General features: G+C 71.6%; 16 protein-coding genes. 6 read left to right on the forward strand and 10 right to left on the reverse strand.

Annotated features, from left to right (window positions below; genetic code table 11):
- Positions 1–140: 140 nt before the first annotated feature.
- The 3 genes from AB0I72_RS13785 (at position 141) to AB0I72_RS13795 (ending at position 1803) form a co-directional block, all read left to right on the forward strand.
- Complete coding sequence (locus AB0I72_RS13785) at positions 141–716, forward strand: DoxX family protein (RefSeq protein ID WP_358567159.1); 576 nt, start codon at positions 141–143, stop codon at positions 714–716.
- 69 nt (positions 717–785) lie between these two features.
- The gene (locus tag AB0I72_RS13790) at positions 786–1445 is read left to right on the forward strand and encodes a hypothetical protein (RefSeq protein ID WP_358567162.1); all 660 of its coding nucleotides are present in this window, start codon (positions 786–788) and stop codon (positions 1443–1445) included.
- Between the two features lie 166 nt (positions 1446–1611).
- Positions 1612–1803 carry a hypothetical protein gene (locus AB0I72_RS13795; RefSeq protein ID WP_358567165.1) on the forward strand — a complete coding sequence of 64 codons (192 nt, stop codon included), beginning with the start codon at positions 1612–1614 and terminating at the stop codon, positions 1801–1803.
- A gap of 96 nt (positions 1804–1899) precedes the next feature.
- Here AB0I72_RS13795 and AB0I72_RS13800 read toward each other — a convergent pair whose 3' ends face one another.
- Both AB0I72_RS13800 and AB0I72_RS13805 read right to left on the reverse strand, forming a co-directional pair.
- Complete coding sequence (locus tag AB0I72_RS13800) at positions 1900–3351, reverse strand: SPFH domain-containing protein (RefSeq protein WP_358567168.1); 1452 nt, start codon at positions 3349–3351, stop codon at positions 1900–1902.
- Entirely contained in the window at positions 3352–5157 is a 1806-nt protein-coding gene (locus AB0I72_RS13805; protein WP_358567171.1) for an SPFH domain-containing protein, read from the reverse strand.
- 313 nt (positions 5158–5470) lie between these two features.
- Here AB0I72_RS13805 and AB0I72_RS13810 point away from each other — a divergent pair, with 313 nt between their 5' ends.
- Positions 5471–5776: a hypothetical protein gene (locus AB0I72_RS13810; RefSeq protein WP_358567174.1), complete on the forward strand. Its 306-nt coding sequence runs from the start codon at positions 5471–5473 to the stop codon at positions 5774–5776.
- 34 nt (positions 5777–5810) lie between these two features.
- Here AB0I72_RS13810 and AB0I72_RS13815 read toward each other — a convergent pair whose 3' ends face one another.
- The 5 genes from AB0I72_RS13815 to nrdR form a co-directional block, all read right to left on the reverse strand.
- Entirely contained in the window at positions 5811–6245 is a 435-nt protein-coding gene (locus AB0I72_RS13815) for a CBS domain-containing protein (protein WP_358567177.1), read from the reverse strand.
- A gap of 139 nt (positions 6246–6384) precedes the next feature.
- Positions 6385–6804: a PIN domain-containing protein gene (locus tag AB0I72_RS13820; RefSeq protein ID WP_358567180.1), complete on the reverse strand. Its 420-nt coding sequence runs from the start codon at positions 6802–6804 to the stop codon at positions 6385–6387.
- Positions 6801–7226 carry a hypothetical protein gene (locus AB0I72_RS13825; RefSeq protein ID WP_358567183.1) on the reverse strand — a complete coding sequence of 142 codons (426 nt, stop codon included), beginning with the start codon at positions 7224–7226 and terminating at the stop codon, positions 6801–6803. Before AB0I72_RS13825 ends, AB0I72_RS13820 begins: the two co-directional genes overlap by 4 nt.
- Positions 7227–7338: 112 nt before the next feature.
- Positions 7339–10158, reverse strand: a complete 2820-nt coding sequence (locus AB0I72_RS13830) for a vitamin B12-dependent ribonucleotide reductase (protein ID WP_358567186.1) — start codon at positions 10156–10158, stop codon at positions 7339–7341.
- A gap of 35 nt (positions 10159–10193) precedes the next feature.
- Positions 10194–10667 carry a transcriptional regulator NrdR gene (gene nrdR / locus AB0I72_RS13835; RefSeq protein ID WP_358567189.1) on the reverse strand — a complete coding sequence of 158 codons (474 nt, stop codon included), beginning with the start codon at positions 10665–10667 and terminating at the stop codon, positions 10194–10196.
- Positions 10668–11345: 678 nt separating this feature from the next.
- On the opposite strand from nrdR, the gene lexA reads away from it, so the two are divergent.
- Together lexA and AB0I72_RS13845 are read left to right on the forward strand one after the other, a co-directional pair.
- Positions 11346–12020, forward strand: coding sequence for a transcriptional repressor LexA (gene lexA / locus AB0I72_RS13840; protein WP_358567607.1), 675 nt, complete (start codon positions 11346–11348; stop codon positions 12018–12020).
- A gap of 63 nt (positions 12021–12083) precedes the next feature.
- Positions 12084–13157, forward strand: coding sequence for an alpha/beta fold hydrolase (locus AB0I72_RS13845; protein WP_358567192.1), 1074 nt, complete (start codon positions 12084–12086; stop codon positions 13155–13157).
- Between the two features lie 5 nt (positions 13158–13162).
- Here AB0I72_RS13845 and AB0I72_RS13850 read toward each other — a convergent pair whose 3' ends face one another.
- From AB0I72_RS13850 to leuS, 3 genes are all read right to left on the reverse strand, one after another.
- The gene (locus AB0I72_RS13850; RefSeq protein ID WP_358567195.1) at positions 13163–13801 is read right to left on the reverse strand and encodes a hypothetical protein; all 639 of its coding nucleotides are present in this window, start codon (positions 13799–13801) and stop codon (positions 13163–13165) included.
- Positions 13798–14409, reverse strand: a complete 612-nt coding sequence (locus AB0I72_RS13855) for a hypothetical protein (RefSeq protein ID WP_358567198.1) — start codon at positions 14407–14409, stop codon at positions 13798–13800. Before AB0I72_RS13855 ends, AB0I72_RS13850 begins: the two co-directional genes overlap by 4 nt.
- A gap of 92 nt (positions 14410–14501) precedes the next feature.
- Positions 14502–16997, reverse strand: coding sequence for a leucine--tRNA ligase (leuS, locus tag AB0I72_RS13860; RefSeq protein WP_358567201.1), 2496 nt, complete (start codon positions 16995–16997; stop codon positions 14502–14504).
- Between the last annotated feature and the right edge of the window lie 340 nt (positions 16998–17337).

The following is a 17337-nucleotide window of genomic DNA, read 5'->3' on the forward strand; positions in this document are numbered from 1 at the left end:
AGGGCGTGTTCCGTGGACGCCGCCCGGGGTCGGGGGACGGGCCATGTGGCGACTCACCGTGCGTGACAACACGCCAGGCGCGGCTACCTTCGGTAGTTTCCGCTTGTCAGCACCACCACGATCGGACCACAGGGGTGCACATGCGGGCCGCCAGGAGCCGACCCAGGATCTCCCGGGGACGGCTGTACGACGTCGTCTCCGCCCTCACCCGCGTCGGCGTCGGGTGGATGTTCGTCGAACACGGCCTGGACATGCGCGGGCGGACCGACGCGGTGTCCGCGCGGCTGCCCGACCCGGGGGCCGCGGTGGCGGGCGTCCTGGCCCCCGCCCTGCCCGTGCTGCTGGTGGCGCTGTCGGTCGCGTTCGCCGTGGGCCTGCTCACGTGGTTGACCGGCCCCCTGCTCGCCGCGGCGGCGATCCTCGGCGCGCTCGCCGCCGACGGCGGAGGACCGGCGGACCTGGCGCCGTTCGGGTCCTGGCCCACGACGGTGCTGGTCACAGCGGTGTGCGTGCTCATGGCCGTGAGCGGCGGGCGGTGGTCCTGGGACCATCTGGTGCTCTCCCCGGGCACCGTCGGCCGCCGCCCGAGGACGGTGCGCGCGGTCGAGCCAGCGACCGCACGGGTGCCCGCCTTTTCTCGCCGTCTCCCCGAACACGCTCCGCCACTGCTCTATCCTGTGGGTGAGGCCGCGTTTCGGCGGCCGTCTCGACTGTGACGCGGCCGACACGGCCTTTCGGCGTGCCCGGCGGTCCGTCGCACACGCGGATTCCACGGAGGGGAACGTATGTCCGCCGCAGGTACCGGTTCGGACCCCCACGGGTCCGTGGCCAAGCTGATCGAGATCGCCGAACAGCCGACGCTCGGCCAGCGGCTGATCAGCTGGGCCTCGCGCCCGCCCGGACGGCTGTACATCCCCGCCTGCGGCGTCGTCGGGCTCGTCCTGGTCTTCGAGGACAGCGTGCCCGCCGGGCACCTGCCCACCTTCACGATCGGACTGGTCTGCGGCCTGCTGCTGGCCGCGATGGGCGCGCTGCGGCTGGGCATCGCCCTCGCCGTCGCCCGGCCGATGATCCGCTACTACTGGCTGCGGTGGATCTCCGCGCCGCTGATCGCCGCCGTGGCGCTGGGCGTGTCCGGCGCCGACATCCCGCTCCACCTGCGGATGGCCGCGTCGACCGACCAGTTGCTGGAGCTGGGCGAGGAGGTCGACGACGGGGAGAGGGTCGCCCGCGACGGCTCCTGGACCGGGGCCTACCCGCTGACCGAGGTCTCGGTCTCCGGGGACATCACGCACTTCACGGTCCAGGGCGCCGGTGTCCTGGACCCCTCCGCCGGGCTGGCGCACAGCACCGAGGACATCCCCGTGGGGGTGTTCGTCCCCGGGCAGGGGTCCCGCGTCTACGAGCACGTGTCCGGCGACTGGTACGCGTGGGTGAGCCACTGACCGCGCGGACCGGATCGCCGGCCGGGCGTCGGCCTTTCCGACCGCTTTGCCCTCCGCTGGCGCGCTCCAACCCGGCTCTCACCTTCGGCCGGTAGACAGGTGTCGCCCCCTGGGAAGGGTCCCCTGACCTCTCCCCACCGCAGCACCGACCCCGAGGAGTCGCCCCATGCGCGAGTTCGCCCTGACCCTCCACCTGCGGATCCACGACGCGATCACCGCGCTGCGCCGGGCGCACGCCACCGGTGACGACGACCTCGCCAGCACCCTGGCGGGCGAGGTGGAGGACCTCGTCGAGATCGCCGTCCGCAACGGCATCGACATCGGGACGGCGTACGCCTCCCTCTCCGTCACGGGTTGAGCCGGAACCCCCGCGTCCCACGGGGAGACACGTGCGCACATACGGGGACCCGCGACCACCGTGGTCGCGGGTCCCCGCCGGCTCCGGCGCCGAGGGTCAGCGGCGGCCGTACCCCTCGCCGCGCTCGAACTGCTGGCGCATCGCCACGTCCTGCTGGCGCTGGTAATCGTCCGCCATCCGCTGCTGACGGTCGGCGGCGGCCGCGATCGCGCCCTGGGCGGACTCCACCATCTCCTGGGCGCCCGCCGACGCCGCGGCGGAGGCGCCACGGTGGGCCGACGCCGCTCCGTCGAGCACCTGCGGCAGCAGCTGCGCGGTGAGCAGCGTGGACAGCGCCGAGGAGTCGCCCGAGCCCGCCTCGGTCTGCACCACGACCGGCCGCGGCGCCCGCTCGGCGAGCGCGGCGCCCACGTCCAGGCGGCGGCGCGCCAGCTCGTACTCCAGCACCGCCCGGTTGTCCCGGTAGGCGGTGGCCAGACGCCGCTGCGCCGTGGCCTCGTTCTCGGCGGCGACCAGGTCGGCGCGGCCGCGGGTCTCGATCTCGTAGCGCACCCGCTGCGCCTCGGTCTCCTGTTCCTCCAGCATCTGCGCGACGTCCTTGCGCGCCTTGTTCAGTGCGGCGTTGACCTCGACGATCTTGGCGTCGCGCGTCTTCTTGGAGCGCTCGATGTCCATGAGCAGGGTGTCGATGCGGCGCTTGCGCGTCAGCTCCCACTCCTGCTCGTAGGCGACGAGCTCCTTGGCGACCCGCTCCCGGGTGGCCAGGTGCTGCTGGTACTGGTTGGGCAGCTGCACGTCGGGGATGTTGCAGCCGGTGATGCGCACGCCGTACTTCTCCAGCTGGGAGTTGAGCAGGCGGCGCATGTCCTCGACGTTGGAGCCGCGCAGGTCGTAGGCGGACTCGGTGTTGACCAGGCGGCTGCGCTGGCGGATCGCGTCCTGCACCGCGCTGGAGAGCACCAGGTCGAAGTTGCTGGCGCCGATGATCGTCACGAACCGGATCGGGTCGATGATCTGGAACTTGAGGAAGAACTCGATCGACTTCAGCGGCACGTTCTCGCGGGTCGGGCAGGCCAGGACCGGCGCCGTGTAGGGGATCTCCGTGCGGGTGTCCACCACGAAGTCCACCCGCGACCAGGGGTGCCACAGGTAGTGGCGGCCCGGACCGATCGCCCGGACGATCGCGCCGTACCGCGTGAGGATCCCGTGGGTGCCCTCCTCGATCTCGATGATCGAGCCGCGCCACCACCACAGACCCGCGCCCACGATGCTGAGCAGGCCGACCAGCATGGTGGGGACCGCCAGCAGGGTGTAGCCGACCAGGCCGCCGCTGAGGACGGCGTTGATCGCCATCATCAGCGCCGAGCACAGGGAGAAGAGGCCGAACCAGACCAGCACGGTCCAGCGCAGGCCCCGGGTGTCGCGGGGGATGACGACGGGGACGAGGGCGCCCTGGTCGCCGCCGCGCAGCAGACCGGCCAGGTCACCCCAGGAGGCGAGCGACTCCTTGATGCTGGACCCGGCGCCGGTGTTCACGGGCTGGCTCATCTAAAAACCTCCCTGGTTCGGGCCGTGGTCCTCGGGGCCGCGCTGCGACCACGGAGGCGGGGGCGGCGCCTGGGGCTGCTGGTACTGCTGGTACCGCGGGTCCGCGGTGGGAGCCGGAGCGGGCTGGGCGGCGGGGGCCGCGGTGGGCCCGGCGGCCGCGTCGGGTTCCTGCGAGGTCTCGGCGAGGCGCTCGTCGATGGCCTCCTCCGAGACCGACTGGCGGATCTCCTCGACCAGGTCCTGGCCGGGGTCCTCGCCCTCGGGCTGGCGGCGCGCCCCGTCGGCGTCCTCGACGAGGGAGCTGATCTCCTGCTCGCGCTCGGCGATCCGGGCGGAGATCTCGCCCAGGCGGGCGCGGATGGCCTCCATGTCCGCCTGGGAGAACAGGGCGGTGTCGGTCTGGCCGATGATCTCCTGGGCGATCCGCAGGTAGTCGACGGAGGCGGTGTCGCCCGAACCGATCCGCAGGACCTGCGGCAGGCTGTCGGCGACCGCCTCCAGCTTGTCCAGGAGGTTCTCGCGGAAGCGGTAGTTGAGGATCTCGGGGGCCTCGGCGGCGCTGACCGCGCGGATGTCCAGGGCCTGGGCCTGGAGCAGGGCCGCGTTGGCGTTGGCCTCGGACTCGGCCTCGACGAAGCGCTGGCGGGCCAGGGCGCGCGCCCGGTTGGTCTCGCGCTCCAGCGCGGTGTCCATCTGCGCCTGGTACTGGGCGATGTCCGCCTGGATCGCGGAGAGGGTCTCGTTGAGGGTCGCCAGCTCCTTGTTCAGGTCGCCCTCGTTCTGCTCCTTGCGCAGCTGGAGCTCGTACTCGAAGGTGTAGGCGTCCTTGGCGACGCGGACCATCTCCGGCGCCGCCAGGTCCATCCGGTACTCCTGGCTGGAGGGCTCGGCGTGGGTGATGTTGGCGCTGGTCAGGACAACGATCCCGCCGAACTGCTTGTTCAGCTGGTCGAGCAGGGCGTGCGTGCTCTCACCGACCATGTCGTAGATCGCCGAGGCCTGCTGCTCGTAGATGAGGCTGCGGGTGGTCTCGCTGATCGCGTTGTTGAGCTTCTCCTGGAAGCCCTGCACGCCGCCCAGGGTGTAGACGAAGCTGGTCGCGTCCTCGATGCGGAACTGGACGAACAGGTCCACCGAGGCCTGGACCCCGCTCTTGGTGGGGGCCGAGCGGATGGGGGCGTTGAAGGGGTACTCGCGCGTGGTGTTGACGATGTAGGAGACGCGCTTCCAGGGGTTGAACAGGGTGACGCGCCCGGGCTTGAAGTTGTCCTCGCGCTTGCCGAAGCGCGTGACGATCGCCTCGCAGCCCTCGGGGACCATCACCATGCCCTGGCGCCACCACATGAAGGCCGTGACGGCCGCGGTGATGATCCAGTAGTGGATGCCGAAGAGGGGGTTGAGCAGGGGGTTGCCCCCGGCCAGCGACCACGGGACGAGGACGGCGACGCCGCCGAGGAGGCCGAGGACCACGAGCAGGATCGCGGGAAGCATGGTGAGGAACGTGCGGCCACGCGGGATCACCATGGGGCAGATGACGTGCACGGCGCCGCCCCGGTCGCGCTCGATGTAGCTGTGGTTGAGCGCCTCCCCCGCGTTGTTGAGCGAGGTGGTCTTCTGCTCGATCCGGGTGCCGACGGACTCGCCCTGCTCGCGGGCGGCGATGAAGTCACGGGGGTCCAGGCCACCCCCTCCGTCGGACTGGGCCTGGTCCGAGACCTGTTGGACGGCGCTGGCCATCGCCTGACGCGGATCGCCTCCCTGGGCGATGGCGCCGGCGGCGCCGCGCACGGTCTGCGCGAACGACATGGGCGTGGACTCCTTGCTGCGGAGACGGGGAACTATCGGGTTCGACGCGGCGTACCCCCGGCCGGTTCCAGGTGGGAGCTGGTGTGAGGACGGGAGCGGCGATAAAGGACAGGGACAACTGTGGCACGGCTTCGACCCGAAACCCATCGGTCGTGTCCTGAGCGTGACCCGCCGCGACGCGGCGGACGGGCCAGACGCCGATCCCGTCGCGGTGTCCCCGTGTGCGTGCCGGTTGGCGGTGGCCTGGGGACGGGGGCTAACGTCGTGCGCAGGACGGGCCGAAAAGCGGCCGCGACGAGGAGGAGCGACCCCGATGACCGCAGTTCCCAGTGCCGCGCTGACCACCGCAGGGCTGATCGGCGGCTACGCGACCGCCCGCGCCACCGGGAACCGCCCGCTGGGCGGGGTGGTGCTGGCGGCCTTCGGCGCGGCGGCGTTCGAGACGTGGCGTCGGCGTTCGGGACTGGGCACCGCGATCGCGCTGACCGGGGTGTACGTGGGGGCGTTCGGTCTGGCGCACCCGCTGGCCAGGAAGGTCGGCTCCTGGCCCGCCGTGCTGGGGGTGACCGCGGCGACCGCGGCCGTGGCCGTCGCGGTCGGGGACCGGTGCGGGGAGTAGGCCACCCCTCACCCGACCGCCCTTCCCCACCTGGTCAGGCGCGGCGCCCCTGGATGTAGGCCTCCAGCGCGGCGCGATCGTCCTCCAGCACGCTCAGGCGGCTCTTGACGACGTCGCCGATGCTGACGAGGCCCGCGAGCCTGCCCCCGGAGAGGACGGGGACGTGCCGGAACCGCCGCAGCGTCATCGCCTCGCTGACGTCCTCGACGGTGTCCTCGGTGGTGCAGGTGAAGACGTCCCTGGTCATGATGGCCGAGACGGGGTCGGAGAGGAGTTCGGGGCCGCTGCGTTGGAGGGCGCGAACGACGTCGCGCTCGGAGACGATGCCGACGACGCGGTCGTCCTCGGCGACGACGACGGCGCCGATGTCGTGGCGGGCGAGTTCGGTGAGGAGGAACGCGATGGTCGCGCCGGGGGCGACCCTGACCACCTCCGGCCCCTTGGACCGGAGGATCGCGGCGATCAGCATGGGGACCACCTTCCGCTGAAGGGCGCTCGGTCCCGAAGGATTACCCGTTCCCCGGGGCAGCCAACCACAGGTCTGGACCATCCGCGTGCTCTCCGTGCACGGGGTGGGGATGATCGAACCACCCCCACCCCAGGAGTTCTCACAAGGTCACCACCACGACCCGTTGTTGCTTGGGCCGCGCTGGCTCTTCGACCAGCTGTTTGAGGTCATCTGGGTCACTGGTCAAGACCACCACCGGCCGTTCCTCCCGAAGCGCGGTCGCCGCGACCACCGCGTCGATCGCACACGAGTGACCCGACAACCCGGTCTCCCCGAGGAGCTCACCGGCTTCGCGCGCCACGTCCCGAGACACCGGGCGCACGGTCACGCTGGAGAGGACCCGATGTACGTGCGCGTCGGTCGCCTTCCCACGAAGGACCTCGGTCAGCGTGATCGCGCTGACGACCACGTGCGCGCCTCGGGCACGAGCGGCCTTCAACCTGGCCAGGGCACGGGGCGAACCACCAGCCAGCTGGGACAATCCCTCGCTGTCCAGTACCAGGGTGCCGCGGACGGTCATCCTGCGTCGGGCCACTCCGCCTCCGCTTCAGCCAGGAGCTCGTCAGGCACTGGGCCGTACAGCTCTTCCAGATAGTCACTGAGTTCCGCGAGACGATCCTGTTCGAAGCGGTAGGCGACCGCCTCGGTGACGTAGCGGCTGAACTCACCCCTGCCGACCCGCTGCTGGACGGCCGCGGTCAGCCCCTCCGGCATGGAGACGCTGACCTTGCGCGCCCGTCCCCTCGTCTCCATCAGGGCTTCCACGTCGACGTCCTCCGTCTCCATGGCCAGGGCCTCCGCCATCGCGTCAGGACTGGGGTCGCCGTGCCCCCTCTCTCTGAGGTAGCCCGCTCTGGACAGGGTCTCCAGCAGGGCGAGAGCCTGCGCCTTGTCCAGCTTCGTACCACTCTCGGGCTTCGTCATGACACTCCCTGTGACCATGGCCAGGATGCTACCAGCGGTGGGATGAGGATTCCCCCGTTTTCCGTGAATACACCAGAAGTCGGTGACCGCACCAGATCGCCACCCAGGTCACACGGCGTTGCTCCCGGTATCAGCTGCACCCGCTCGTGGCGCCGCAGCCCTCGCAGGCGTAGCAGCTGCCCGACGGCCGCATCTTGGTGCCGCAGGTCATGCACAGCGGCGCGTCCGCGACGAACCCCTGCCGCAGCTCCAACAGCTCCGTGCTGGAGTGCGGCTCCCTCGGCGGGGCCTCCTCCCGCGCCGCGCCCGGGCTCCCGGCGTCCGGGCCCTCGGCGTCCTGGGTCGGGGCCGACTGGGCATAGGACTCCACCTCGGCCGCGACCTGGGTCGGATCCCCACCCGCGACCCGTGCCGCGCGTTCGTCCGCCGAGAGCACGCCCAGCGCGGCGCGTTCGTCGTGGGACAGGTGGTCCAGGGCCAGGCGCCGGAAGATGTAGTCCACCACCGACTGCGCCATGGGGATGTCGGGGTCGTCGGTCATGCCCGCCGGTTCGAAGCGCATGTTCGTGAACTTCTGCACGTAGGTCTCCAGCGGGACGCCGTACTGGAGGGCGATGGAGACCGCGATGGAGAAGGCGTCCATCACCCCGGCCAGGGTGGACCCCTGCTTGCCGAGTTTCAGGAACACCTCGCCCAGCCCGCCGTCCGGATAGGAGCCCGCGGTGATGTAGCCCTCCGCGCCGCCCACGGCGAACGACGTGGTCTCGCTCGGGCGCTTCTTGGGCAGGCGACGGCGGACCGGGCGGACCGCCTCCACGCGCGGCGCCGCGTCGGCCCCCTTCTCCTCGCCCCCGGCGGCGCCGGTCGACAGCGGCTGGCCGACCTTGCAGTTGTCGCGGTACACGGCGAGGGCCTTGAGACCCATCCGCCAGCCCTCGAAGTAGAGGTGCTCGAAGTCGGCGACGGTGGCCTCCTCCGGGACGTTGACCGTCTTGGAGATCGCCCCGGACAGGAAGGGCTGCACCGCGGCCATCATGCGCAGGTGGCCCATCGGCTCGATGTGGCGGCGGCCCATCGCGCAGTCGAACACCTCGTGGTGCTCGGGGCGCAGACCGGGAGCGTCCTCCACGTGGCCGTGCTCGGCGACGTACTCGACGATCGCCTCGATCTGCTCGTCCCGGTAGCCGAGGGTGCGCAGGGCGCGCGGGACGGCCCGGTTGACGATCTGCATGGAGCCGCCGCCGACCAGCTTCTTGAACTTGACCAGCGAGAAGTCGGGCTCGACCCCGGTGGTGTCGCAGTCGAGCATGAACCCGATCGTGCCGGTGGGAGCGAGCAGGCTCGCCTGCGCGTTGCGCCACCCGTCCCGCTCGCCGAGGCGCAGGCACTCGGCCCACTCGCGGGTGGCCGCCTCGTGGACGGGCCCCTCCAGGGCGCCGACGGCGCGCAGGTCGTCGTTGGCGGCGATGTGCTTGCGCATGACCCGGCGGTGGGCCCGCTCGTCGCGCGCGTACCCCTCGTACGGGCCGACCACGGCGGCCAGTTCGGCGCTGCGGCGGTAGGCGGCCCCGGTCATCAGGGAGGTGACCGCCGCGGCGACGGCGCGACCGCCGTCGGAGTCGTAGGCGTGGCCGGTGGCCATCAGCAGGGCGCCGAGGTTGGCGTAGCCGATGCCGAGCTGGCGGTGGGCGCGGGTGGTCCGGGCGATCGTCTCGGTGGGGAAGTCAGCGAAGGTGACGGAGATGTCCATCGCCGTGACCACCAGCTCGGTGAGCCGGACGAAGGACTCCACGTCGAAGGAGCCGTCCTCGCGCAGGAACTTCAGCAGGTTGATCGAGGCCAGGTTGCACGAGGAGTCGTCCAGGGACATGTACTCCGAGCAGGGATTGCTGGCGCTGATACGGCCGCCGCCGGGGTTGGTGTGCCAGTCCTGGACGGTGCCGTCGTACTGGATCCCGGGGTCGGCGCACTCCCACGCGGCCCTGGCCATGCGGTGGAACAGGTCCCTGGCGTCGACGGTGGCGACGACCTCGCCCGTGGTGCGGGAGGTCAGGCCGAACTCCGAGCCGGTCTCCACCGCGCGCATGAAGGCGTCGCAGACCCGCACCGAGTTGTTGGCGTTCTGGTACTGGACGCTGAACGTGTCGGCGCCGCCGAGATCCACGTCGAACCCCGCGTCGCGCAGGGCGCGGACCTTGTGCTCCTCGCGCGCCTTGGTCTCGACGAACTCCTCGATGTCCGGGTGGTCCACGTCCAGGACGACCATCTTGGCCGCCCGGCGGGTGGCGCCGCCGGACTTGATGGTTCCGGCGGAGGCGTCGGCGCCGCGCATGAAGGACACGGGCCCCGAGGCCATGCCGCCGGACGAGAGCGGCTCCCGGCTGGAGCGGATCCGCGACAGGTTCACGCCCGCGCCGGAGCCGCCCTTGAAGATGATCCCCTCCTCCTTGTACCAGTCGAGGATCGACTCCATGGTGTCCTCGACGGAGAGGATGAAGCACGCGCTGACCTGCTGCGCCGAGGTCGTGCCGACGTTGAACCAGACCGGGGAGTTGAAGCTGAAGAGCTGGTGGACGAGGGCGTACTTGAGCTCGTGGTCGAAGACCTCGGCGTCCGCGTCGTCCCCGAAGTAGCCGTGGGCGCGTCCGGTGTCGGTGTAGACGCCGACGACCCGGTCGACGAGCTGCCTCAGGCTCCACTCGCGCTCCGGGGCGCCGAGGACGCCGCGGAAGTACTTGCTCGCCACGATCTGCGTGGCGTTCATCGACCAGGAGGTGGGGAACTCCACACCGCGCTGCTCGAAGTTGACCGTCCCGTCACGCCAGTTGGTCATGACGACGTCGCGGCGTTCCCATGCGAGGGTGTCGTAGGGATGGACGCCGGGTGTGGTGTGGACGCGCTCGATCCGGAGCCCTTCGCGTCCGGACCTCCCGCCGGTGCTCTCCGTCATGACGGCATCTCCCCCGAGCATGCGTCTGGAGGGTGTTACTCGCTGGTCGACCCCGAGTCGACCTGGTGGTCCTGGCGCAGGCTGGCGATCTCGGCCTCGAAGTCGGCGAGACTCTCGAACCCGCGGTAGACGCTGGCGAAGTGCAGGTAGGCGACCTCGTCCAGTTCGCGCATGGGGCCGAGGATGGCCAGCCCGATCTCGTGGGCGGGGACCTCGGCCAGGCCCCGGCCGCGGATCTCCTCCTCGACGCGCTGGCCGAGCTTGGCGAGCGCGTCCTCGGAGACCGGGCGGCCCTGGCAGGCGCGGCGCACTCCGGCGATGACCTTGGTGCGGCTGAACGGTTCGGTGACCCCGGACCGCTTGGCGACCATCAACAGGACGGTCTCCTGCGTGGTGAACCTGCGCTCACACACCGGGCAGGACCGGCGGCGCCTGATGGCCGCGCCGTCGTCGGTGGACCTGCTGTCGATCACCCGGGTGTCCGGATGGCGGCAGAACGGACAATGCATCCCTGTTCACCTGCTTCCTCACGACGACCCGCACGTCCACTTAACCACAAGTTCTGGGAATTGACCCCTCTGCCACTCCCAGATGTTGTGGTTGAACCTAAACCGCCACGCGGCGTACCGCAACCTGTCCGGAGTGTGTCCCCGCCGCGGACGAGGCGCCGCCGTCAGTGATCACGAGGGAGTGGAGGGGGGTTCGGCGGACGGTCCGCGGAAGGCCCACGGGTCCGCCCGAAATCCGGTTCCCAGGATACCGCCGACCGGCCCCCGACCGCCGCGCCGAAGGGCTCGCGGCGCGCTCGACGGCCGTGCGCACAGGGGGTTCGCGACGCGGACGGCCCCGGGGAGACGAGACCCACACCGACACCGGCGCCGACGTGTTCGTCCATTCCGAGGACAGCGGCGGGAGTACACGTGTACACGTAAGTGGAGGCCGGTAATTGACCGCGAAAACACGCGGGCATTTATCCACGGCCTCGAACGCTTGTTTGATATCACCGTCTGCAACGACTAATGTTGACGTTGATTTCACTCCGGTCTCGTCGGCACGTGGACCCGCGGGTCGGCGCTGGCGCGGACCGGAGGAGGCCAGTCACACAAGCAGGCCCTGACCGAACCGAACGCCGAGGAGGCCCGGCCGTGCCGGAGGAGAATCCCGGAAGCACCACCGTCCTCTCGCCCGTGGGCGACACGGGCGGGCCGAAGCCCGACGCCCCCAAGCTCACGGCGCGTCAGCAGAGCGTGCTGAACTGTATCCAGCGATACGTACGGGAGCGCGGTTTCCCGCCCTCGATAAGGGAAATCGGCGACGCGGTCGGCCTGTCCAGTCCCTCCAGCGTCGCGCACCAGCTCAAGGTGCTCCAGCGCAAGGGGTACCTGCACCGCGACCAGAACCGCCCGCGCGCGGTCGAACTGCGCACGCCCGGCCGCGCGTCCGGCGCCAAGGCGGACCCGGCGGAGTTCACCGCGGACGCCGCTCGGGCCGCCGCCGTGCCGCTGGTCGGCCGGATCGCCGCGGGCGGACCGATCCTCGCGGAGGAGTCCGTGGAGGACGTGCTGTCCCTGCCGCGTCAGCTGGTCGGCGAGGGGCGGCTGTTCATGCTCACCGTGGTCGGTGACTCGATGACCGACGCCGCCATCACCGACGGCGACATGGTGGTCGTCCGGCAGCAGCCGGAGGCCAACAACGGAGACATCGTGGCCGCCCTGCTCGACGACGAGGCCACGGTCAAGGTGCTGCGCCGCGAGGACGACGGTCACGTGTGGCTCATGCCGCGCAACGACGCCTACGAGCCCATCAACGGTGACAACGCCACCATCCTGGGCAAGGTCGTCGCCGTCATGCGCCGGGTCTGAGGCGACGCCGGGCCGGTCCGGGACGGCGCCGGGCTCCCGGACCGGGCCGCTACGCTGAGGGACGTGTCCACACCCACCTCCTCTCCCGTGACCGTTCGCTGGCGCGCGCTCGCGGCCGTCGGCGCGACCACCGGACTCCTGCTCGTCACCGCCTGCTCCGGCGAGGACCCCTCGGTTCCCCCACCCGGGGTCAGCGGCTCGGCGCGGGACCTGTCCTTCACCGTGGACGGCACGGAGGTGTTCGGGACGTTCACGGCCCCCACCGGCACCGCGGGCGCCGTTCCCGCCGCCCTCATCGTCTCCGGCAGCGGGCCCACCGACCGGGACGGCAACGCCCAGACCCGACCCGACGCGGACACCAACCTGAACCTCGCCCGCGTGCTGGCCGACGCCGGGGTGGCCTCGCTCCGCTACGACAAGCTCGGCAGCGGTGAGACCGGCCTGGGCGACCTGGATCCGGACGCGTCGATCGACCCCGAGGTCTTCGACCGCCAGCTCGTGGCCGCCTACGAGGAGCTCCTCGCCCAGCCCGGGGTCGACCCCGACCGCACGGTCGTCGTCGGGCACAGCGAGGGCGCGTTGTTCGCCCTGCGCGCGCACGACCTCCTGGGCACGTCACCCGCCCTGGTTCTGGCCGCCCCGCCCGGCACCCGCTACCTCGATCTCATCGACCGCCAGTTGACCGAGCGGATCCGTGTCGGCGAGGCCCGGGGCCAGATCGGTGAGACCGACAGCGTCACCGTGCTCTCCGACGCGCGGGCCGGGCGGGCCGCCCTGCGCGGCGGACGGAATCTGCCCGACGACCTGTCACCGCTGCTGGGGACCGTCTACTCCGAGCAGAACGCGGCCTTCCTCGGCTGGATCGACGCCTTCGACCCCGTCGACCTGGCCGAGGACGTCCCCGAGGGCACCCCGGTACTGGTGCTGTGGGGCGAGGAGGACGCACAGATCCCCCGTTCGGACGTCGACCGGCTGATGACCGGCTTCGCCGACGCCGACCGTGTCGACGTCCCCGACGCCGACCACGTGTTCCGCGAGTTCCGGGACCGGCCGGGCGCCGCCGTCCTCGACGCCGACCGCCCCTTCGCCCCCGAGGTCGCCCCCGCCCTGGAGGAGTTCCTGGACGAGGCCTGGTAGGTGGGTCAGGAGGGCAGGTCGGCGAGCACGGCCCGCGCGAGCTCCTCGGCCGTCTCCAGGCCGCGCTCCGGCTCGACCGCGCGCGTGACGGCGTAGTCCGCCGCCGCCCCGTAGCAGGTCTCCACGTACAGGTTGGACACCCGCGCGCCCACGCAGGCGAACGGGAAGTCCGACTCGTCCGTCCACCAGAACGCCTCGTCGCCGACGCCCTCGACGCGGGTGGCGCCCTGGTTCACGGTCGTGTTCCGCAGGTTGTCGGCGGCCGTCTGGATCCCGCCGGGGTTGGGCGCGGCCACCATCACCAGGGTCGCGAAGGACGGAACCGCCTCGCCCGGCCCCTCGGGGGTGGACCACCGGCACTGCCATCCGGTGCCGAACGAGTCCTGCTGGCTCCCCACCGGCTGCTCCAGCTCCAGCGTGTGGGCGGGCACCAGCTCGTCGAGCGCGTCGGTCTCCCCGACCGCGCACGCGGGCGCGGCGTCGAAGTCACCCGACTCCAGGGTGTCGCGGTTGACGACGAACCACACCCCGCCCGCCACGACCAGGACGACGACCAGGGTCAGCGCGACCACGCCGACCACCGCGCAGCCCCGGCTCTGGGGTTGGGCCGAGGGGACGACCGGACGGGGGTGTTCGGGGTTCACAGGGCCTCCACGAGTCGCTCGGCGAGGCGCACCGCCGCCTCGCGCGCGTCCTCCCGCTCCACCGGTCCGTCTCCGGAGACACCGGAGTAGACCACCCGGACCAGCAGGTTGTCGGTCTGGAAAGCCAGGTCGGCGGTGCCCGGCGCCCGCTCCGCCCACAGGTGCGCCGCGACGTCCGACCCGAGCACGACCTCCTCGCCGCCGCGCGGGACGACCGCCGCCAGAGCGCCCTCGGCGTGCTGGACGCCCGAGACCGGCTCCTCGCCCGACGTGTCGGTGAACAGCGCGGAGAACTCCACTCGCAGCGTCCCGGGGGTGTCGGCGCGGCCCAGCGAGGTCCACGCGCACACGGTGGTGTGACCGCCCGGCCGAGGCCCGGACTCGGCGGACTCGGCCACCGCGTCGGGCAGCGCCTCGGTCACCGCGTCCTCGGGGACCACGGCGCAGTCGGGCGCCGAGGCGTGGACGTCGTCCTCCCCGGGGACGTCGGGGTCACCGCCCGCCAGGACCAGCCCGCCGCCGATCGCGGCGGCGGCGAGCACCGCCGCGCCGCCCACGATGACGGCGCCCCGTACCAGCGGACCGCCCGCCCTACCCGATGGGGACACCCGCCCACCGCCTCCCTGTCGGTCGTCGCTCGCTCCGGCGCGTCACACGGAGGCGGCGGCCGCCGAACGCGACCGCCGCCTCCGTCGCCGGATCAGCCGACGACGATGTTCACCAGTTTCGGCGCGCGCACGATCACCTTGCGGATCTGCTTGTCGCCGATGAAGTTCTGGGCCTTCTCCGAGGCCAGCGCCAGCCGCTCCAGCTCCGCCGGGTCGATGTCGGGCGCCACGGACAGCTTGTCGCGGACCTTGCTCTGCACCTGCACCACGCAGGTCACGGACTCCTGGACCAGCAGCTCCGGATCGGCCTCGGGCCAGTTGCCGACGGCGACCGAGCCCACGTGCCCCAGCCGCTCCCAGCCCTCCTCGGCCACGTACGGCGCGAACAGCGACAGCGCGACGGCCACGAACTCGGCCGCCTCGCGCACGGCGGGGTCGGCCGCGCCCGGGCCGGAGTCGATCGCCCGACGCGTGGCCGAGACCAGCTCCATGGTGCGCGCGATGGCCACGTTGAACCTGCGGGCCTCGACCAGGGCGGTGATCTGGTCGATGGTGCGGTGGGTGATCCGGCGCAGCTCGATGTGCCCACCGGCGGCGTCGGTCCCCGGCGAGCTGGCCGCGCCCGCCTCGACCATCACGCGGAACGCGCGGTTGAGGAACTTCTGCGCGGCGGTGCAGGACACGTCCGCCCAGTCCACGTCCTCCTCGGGCGGGCTGGCGAAGAGCATGGTCAGGCGGACCGCGTCGACGCCGTAGGCCTCGATCTCCTTGCCCAGGTCCACGCCGTTGCCCAGGGACTTGGACATCGCCCGGCCCTCGTTGATGACCTGGCCCTGGTTGGTCAGACGGCGGAACGGCTCGGTGAAGGAGAGCATGCCCAGGTCGTGCAGGACCTTGGTGAAGAAGCGCGCGTACAGCAGGTGCAGGGTCGCGTGCTCCTTACCGCCGATGTAGTGGTCGACGGGGCCCCACGTGTTGACCGCCTCGGTGTCGAACGGCGCGGTGTCCAGGCGCGGGGAGCAGTAGCGCAGGAAGTACCAGGACGAGTCGACGAACGTGTCCATGGTGTCGGTGTCGCGGTTGGCGGGGCCGCCGCAGGAGGGGCACCCCACCTCGACCCACTCGGTGGCGGCGGCCAGCGGCGACACGCCCCGCGGCGCCAGCTCGGCGCCCTTGAGCTCGGGCAGCGTGACCGGCAGCTGGTCGTCGGGGACCGGCACCTCACCGCAGGAGGGGCAGTGGATGATCGGGATCGGCGTGCCCCAGTAGCGCTGGCGGGACAGCAGCCAGTCGCGCAGGCGGTAGTTGATGGCGGCGTCACCCGTGCCGCGCTCGGCCAGCACCTCGATGATGCGGTCGATCGCGTCGGTCTTGCTCAGACCGTCCAGCGGCCCGGAGTCGCGCAGGGTGCCCTCTCCCGCGGTGGCCACACCGGTCTCGGCCGGGTCGGACTCACCGGTCTCCACGACCACCCTGACGGGCAGGTCGAAGGCCAGGGCGAAGTCGAGGTCGCGCTGGTCGTGCGCGGGCACGGCCATGATCGCGCCGTGGCCGTAGTCGGCCAGCACGTAGTCCGCGGCCCAGACCGGCATGCGCTGCCCGTTGACCGGGTTGATCGCGTACCGGCCGAGGAACACACCGGTCTTGGGGCGCTCGGTAGCCTGGCGCTCGATGTCGGACAGCTTGGCGACCTCGGCGCGGTAGGCGTCGAAGGCGGCGCGCTGCTCGGGCGCGCACAGCTCGTCGGCCAGGTCGGCGTCGGCGGCCACGACGAAGAACGTGGCCCCGTACAGGGTGTCGGGCCGTGTGGTGAACACGGTGACCGGTGCGTCGCGGCCCTCGATGGCGAAGTGGACGTCGGCGCCGACGGAGCGGCCGATCCAGTTGCGCTGCATGGCCAGGATCTCGTCCGGCCAGCGGCCGCCGTCCAGCTGGTCCATGTCGTCCAGCAGGCGCTGGGCGTAGTCGGTGATCTTGAAGTACCACTGGTTCAGGCTGCGGCGGACGACGTCGGCGCCGCACCGCTCGCACCGGCCCTGGACGACCTGCTCGTTGGCCAGCACGGTCTGGTCCTTCGGGCACCAGTTGACCTGGCCGTCCTTGCGGTAGGCCAGCCCGCGCTCGAAGAACCGCAGGAACAGCCACTGGTTCCACTTGTAGTACTCGGGGTCGCTGGTGTGCAGGCGCCGCGACCAGTCGACGCCGATGCCGTACCGGCGGAACGAGGCCGCCTGCGTCTCGATGTTGGCGTAGGTCCACTCGGCCGGGTGGGAGTCGTTCTTGATCGCCGCGTTCTCGGCGGGCAGGCCGAAGGAGTCCCACCCGATGGGGTGCAGGACGTTGTCGCCGCGCTGGAACCGGTAGCGGCCGATGACGTCGCCGATGGCGTAGGCCTCGGCGTGCCCCATGTGCAGGTCGCCGGAGGGGTAGGCGAACATGTCGACCACGTAGCTGCGCGGCCGGGTGTCGGCCGGGTCCTCGCTGGCCTGGAACGGGAGTTCAGCGGCCCAGCGCGCCTGCCACTTGTCCTGGAGGGCGCGGGCGTCGTAGGTGTCGCCCGTCTTCTGGTCGCCGTCTACCGCTGTCATCGCTGCAAGTTCCTTAGCCGGTCTCTCACATGGGTCGCACGCGGACGCGCCGGGTCGGGCCGGCGTCCACTCGTGCAGTTCCCAGGTTAGCGGTACGCGCCCCCGCCCGCAGACCCGTGATCCACGCCGTGGACAGCCCACGGCGCGGGCCCGGAGCCGGGCGCGCACCCGGCTCCACCCCGGCTCCGTGTCCCGACGCCGACGCCGGGGCGCGGGCGAGAGGCCCGGACCACTCTTCCGAACACCGTTAGGTTTCAATTCGACCCACACCCCCAAACCGACCAGCTGGTTTGTTACTCTGCCGTCACGTGACGCGGACCACGAGATCCAGACCACACCT

It is taken from the genome of Nocardiopsis sp. NPDC049922, assembly GCF_040660275.1.
In the GTDB taxonomy this organism is placed as follows: Bacteria; Actinomycetota; Actinomycetes; order Streptosporangiales; family Streptosporangiaceae; genus Nocardiopsis.

Bases quoted from the DNA above. Each gene is read 5' to 3' on its own strand.
- AB0I72_RS13785 (WP_358567159.1), top strand. From the start codon at position 141: ATGCGGGCCGCCAGGAGCCGACCCAGGATCTCCCGGGGACGGCTGTAC.
- AB0I72_RS13790 (WP_358567162.1), top strand. From the start codon at position 786: ATGTCCGCCGCAGGTACCGGTTCGGACCCCCACGGGTCCGTGGCCAAG.
- AB0I72_RS13795 (WP_358567165.1), top strand. From the start codon at position 1,612: ATGCGCGAGTTCGCCCTGACCCTCCACCTGCGGATCCACGACGCGATC.
- AB0I72_RS13800 (WP_358567168.1), bottom strand. From the start codon at position 3,351: ATGAGCCAGCCCGTGAACACCGGCGCCGGGTCCAGCATCAAGGAGTCG.
- AB0I72_RS13805 (WP_358567171.1), bottom strand. From the start codon at position 5,157: ATGTCGTTCGCGCAGACCGTGCGCGGCGCCGCCGGCGCCATCGCCCAG.
- AB0I72_RS13810 (WP_358567174.1), top strand. From the start codon at position 5,471: ATGACCGCAGTTCCCAGTGCCGCGCTGACCACCGCAGGGCTGATCGGC.
- AB0I72_RS13815 (WP_358567177.1), bottom strand. From the start codon at position 6,245: ATGCTGATCGCCGCGATCCTCCGGTCCAAGGGGCCGGAGGTGGTCAGG.
- AB0I72_RS13820 (WP_358567180.1), bottom strand. From the start codon at position 6,804: ATGACCGTCCGCGGCACCCTGGTACTGGACAGCGAGGGATTGTCCCAG.
- AB0I72_RS13825 (WP_358567183.1), bottom strand. From the start codon at position 7,226: ATGGTCACAGGGAGTGTCATGACGAAGCCCGAGAGTGGTACGAAGCTG.
- AB0I72_RS13830 (WP_358567186.1), bottom strand. From the start codon at position 10,158: ATGACGGAGAGCACCGGCGGGAGGTCCGGACGCGAAGGGCTCCGGATC.
- nrdR (WP_358567189.1), bottom strand. From the start codon at position 10,667: ATGCATTGTCCGTTCTGCCGCCATCCGGACACCCGGGTGATCGACAGC.
- leuS (WP_358567201.1), bottom strand. From the start codon at position 16,997: ATGACAGCGGTAGACGGCGACCAGAAGACGGGCGACACCTACGACGCC.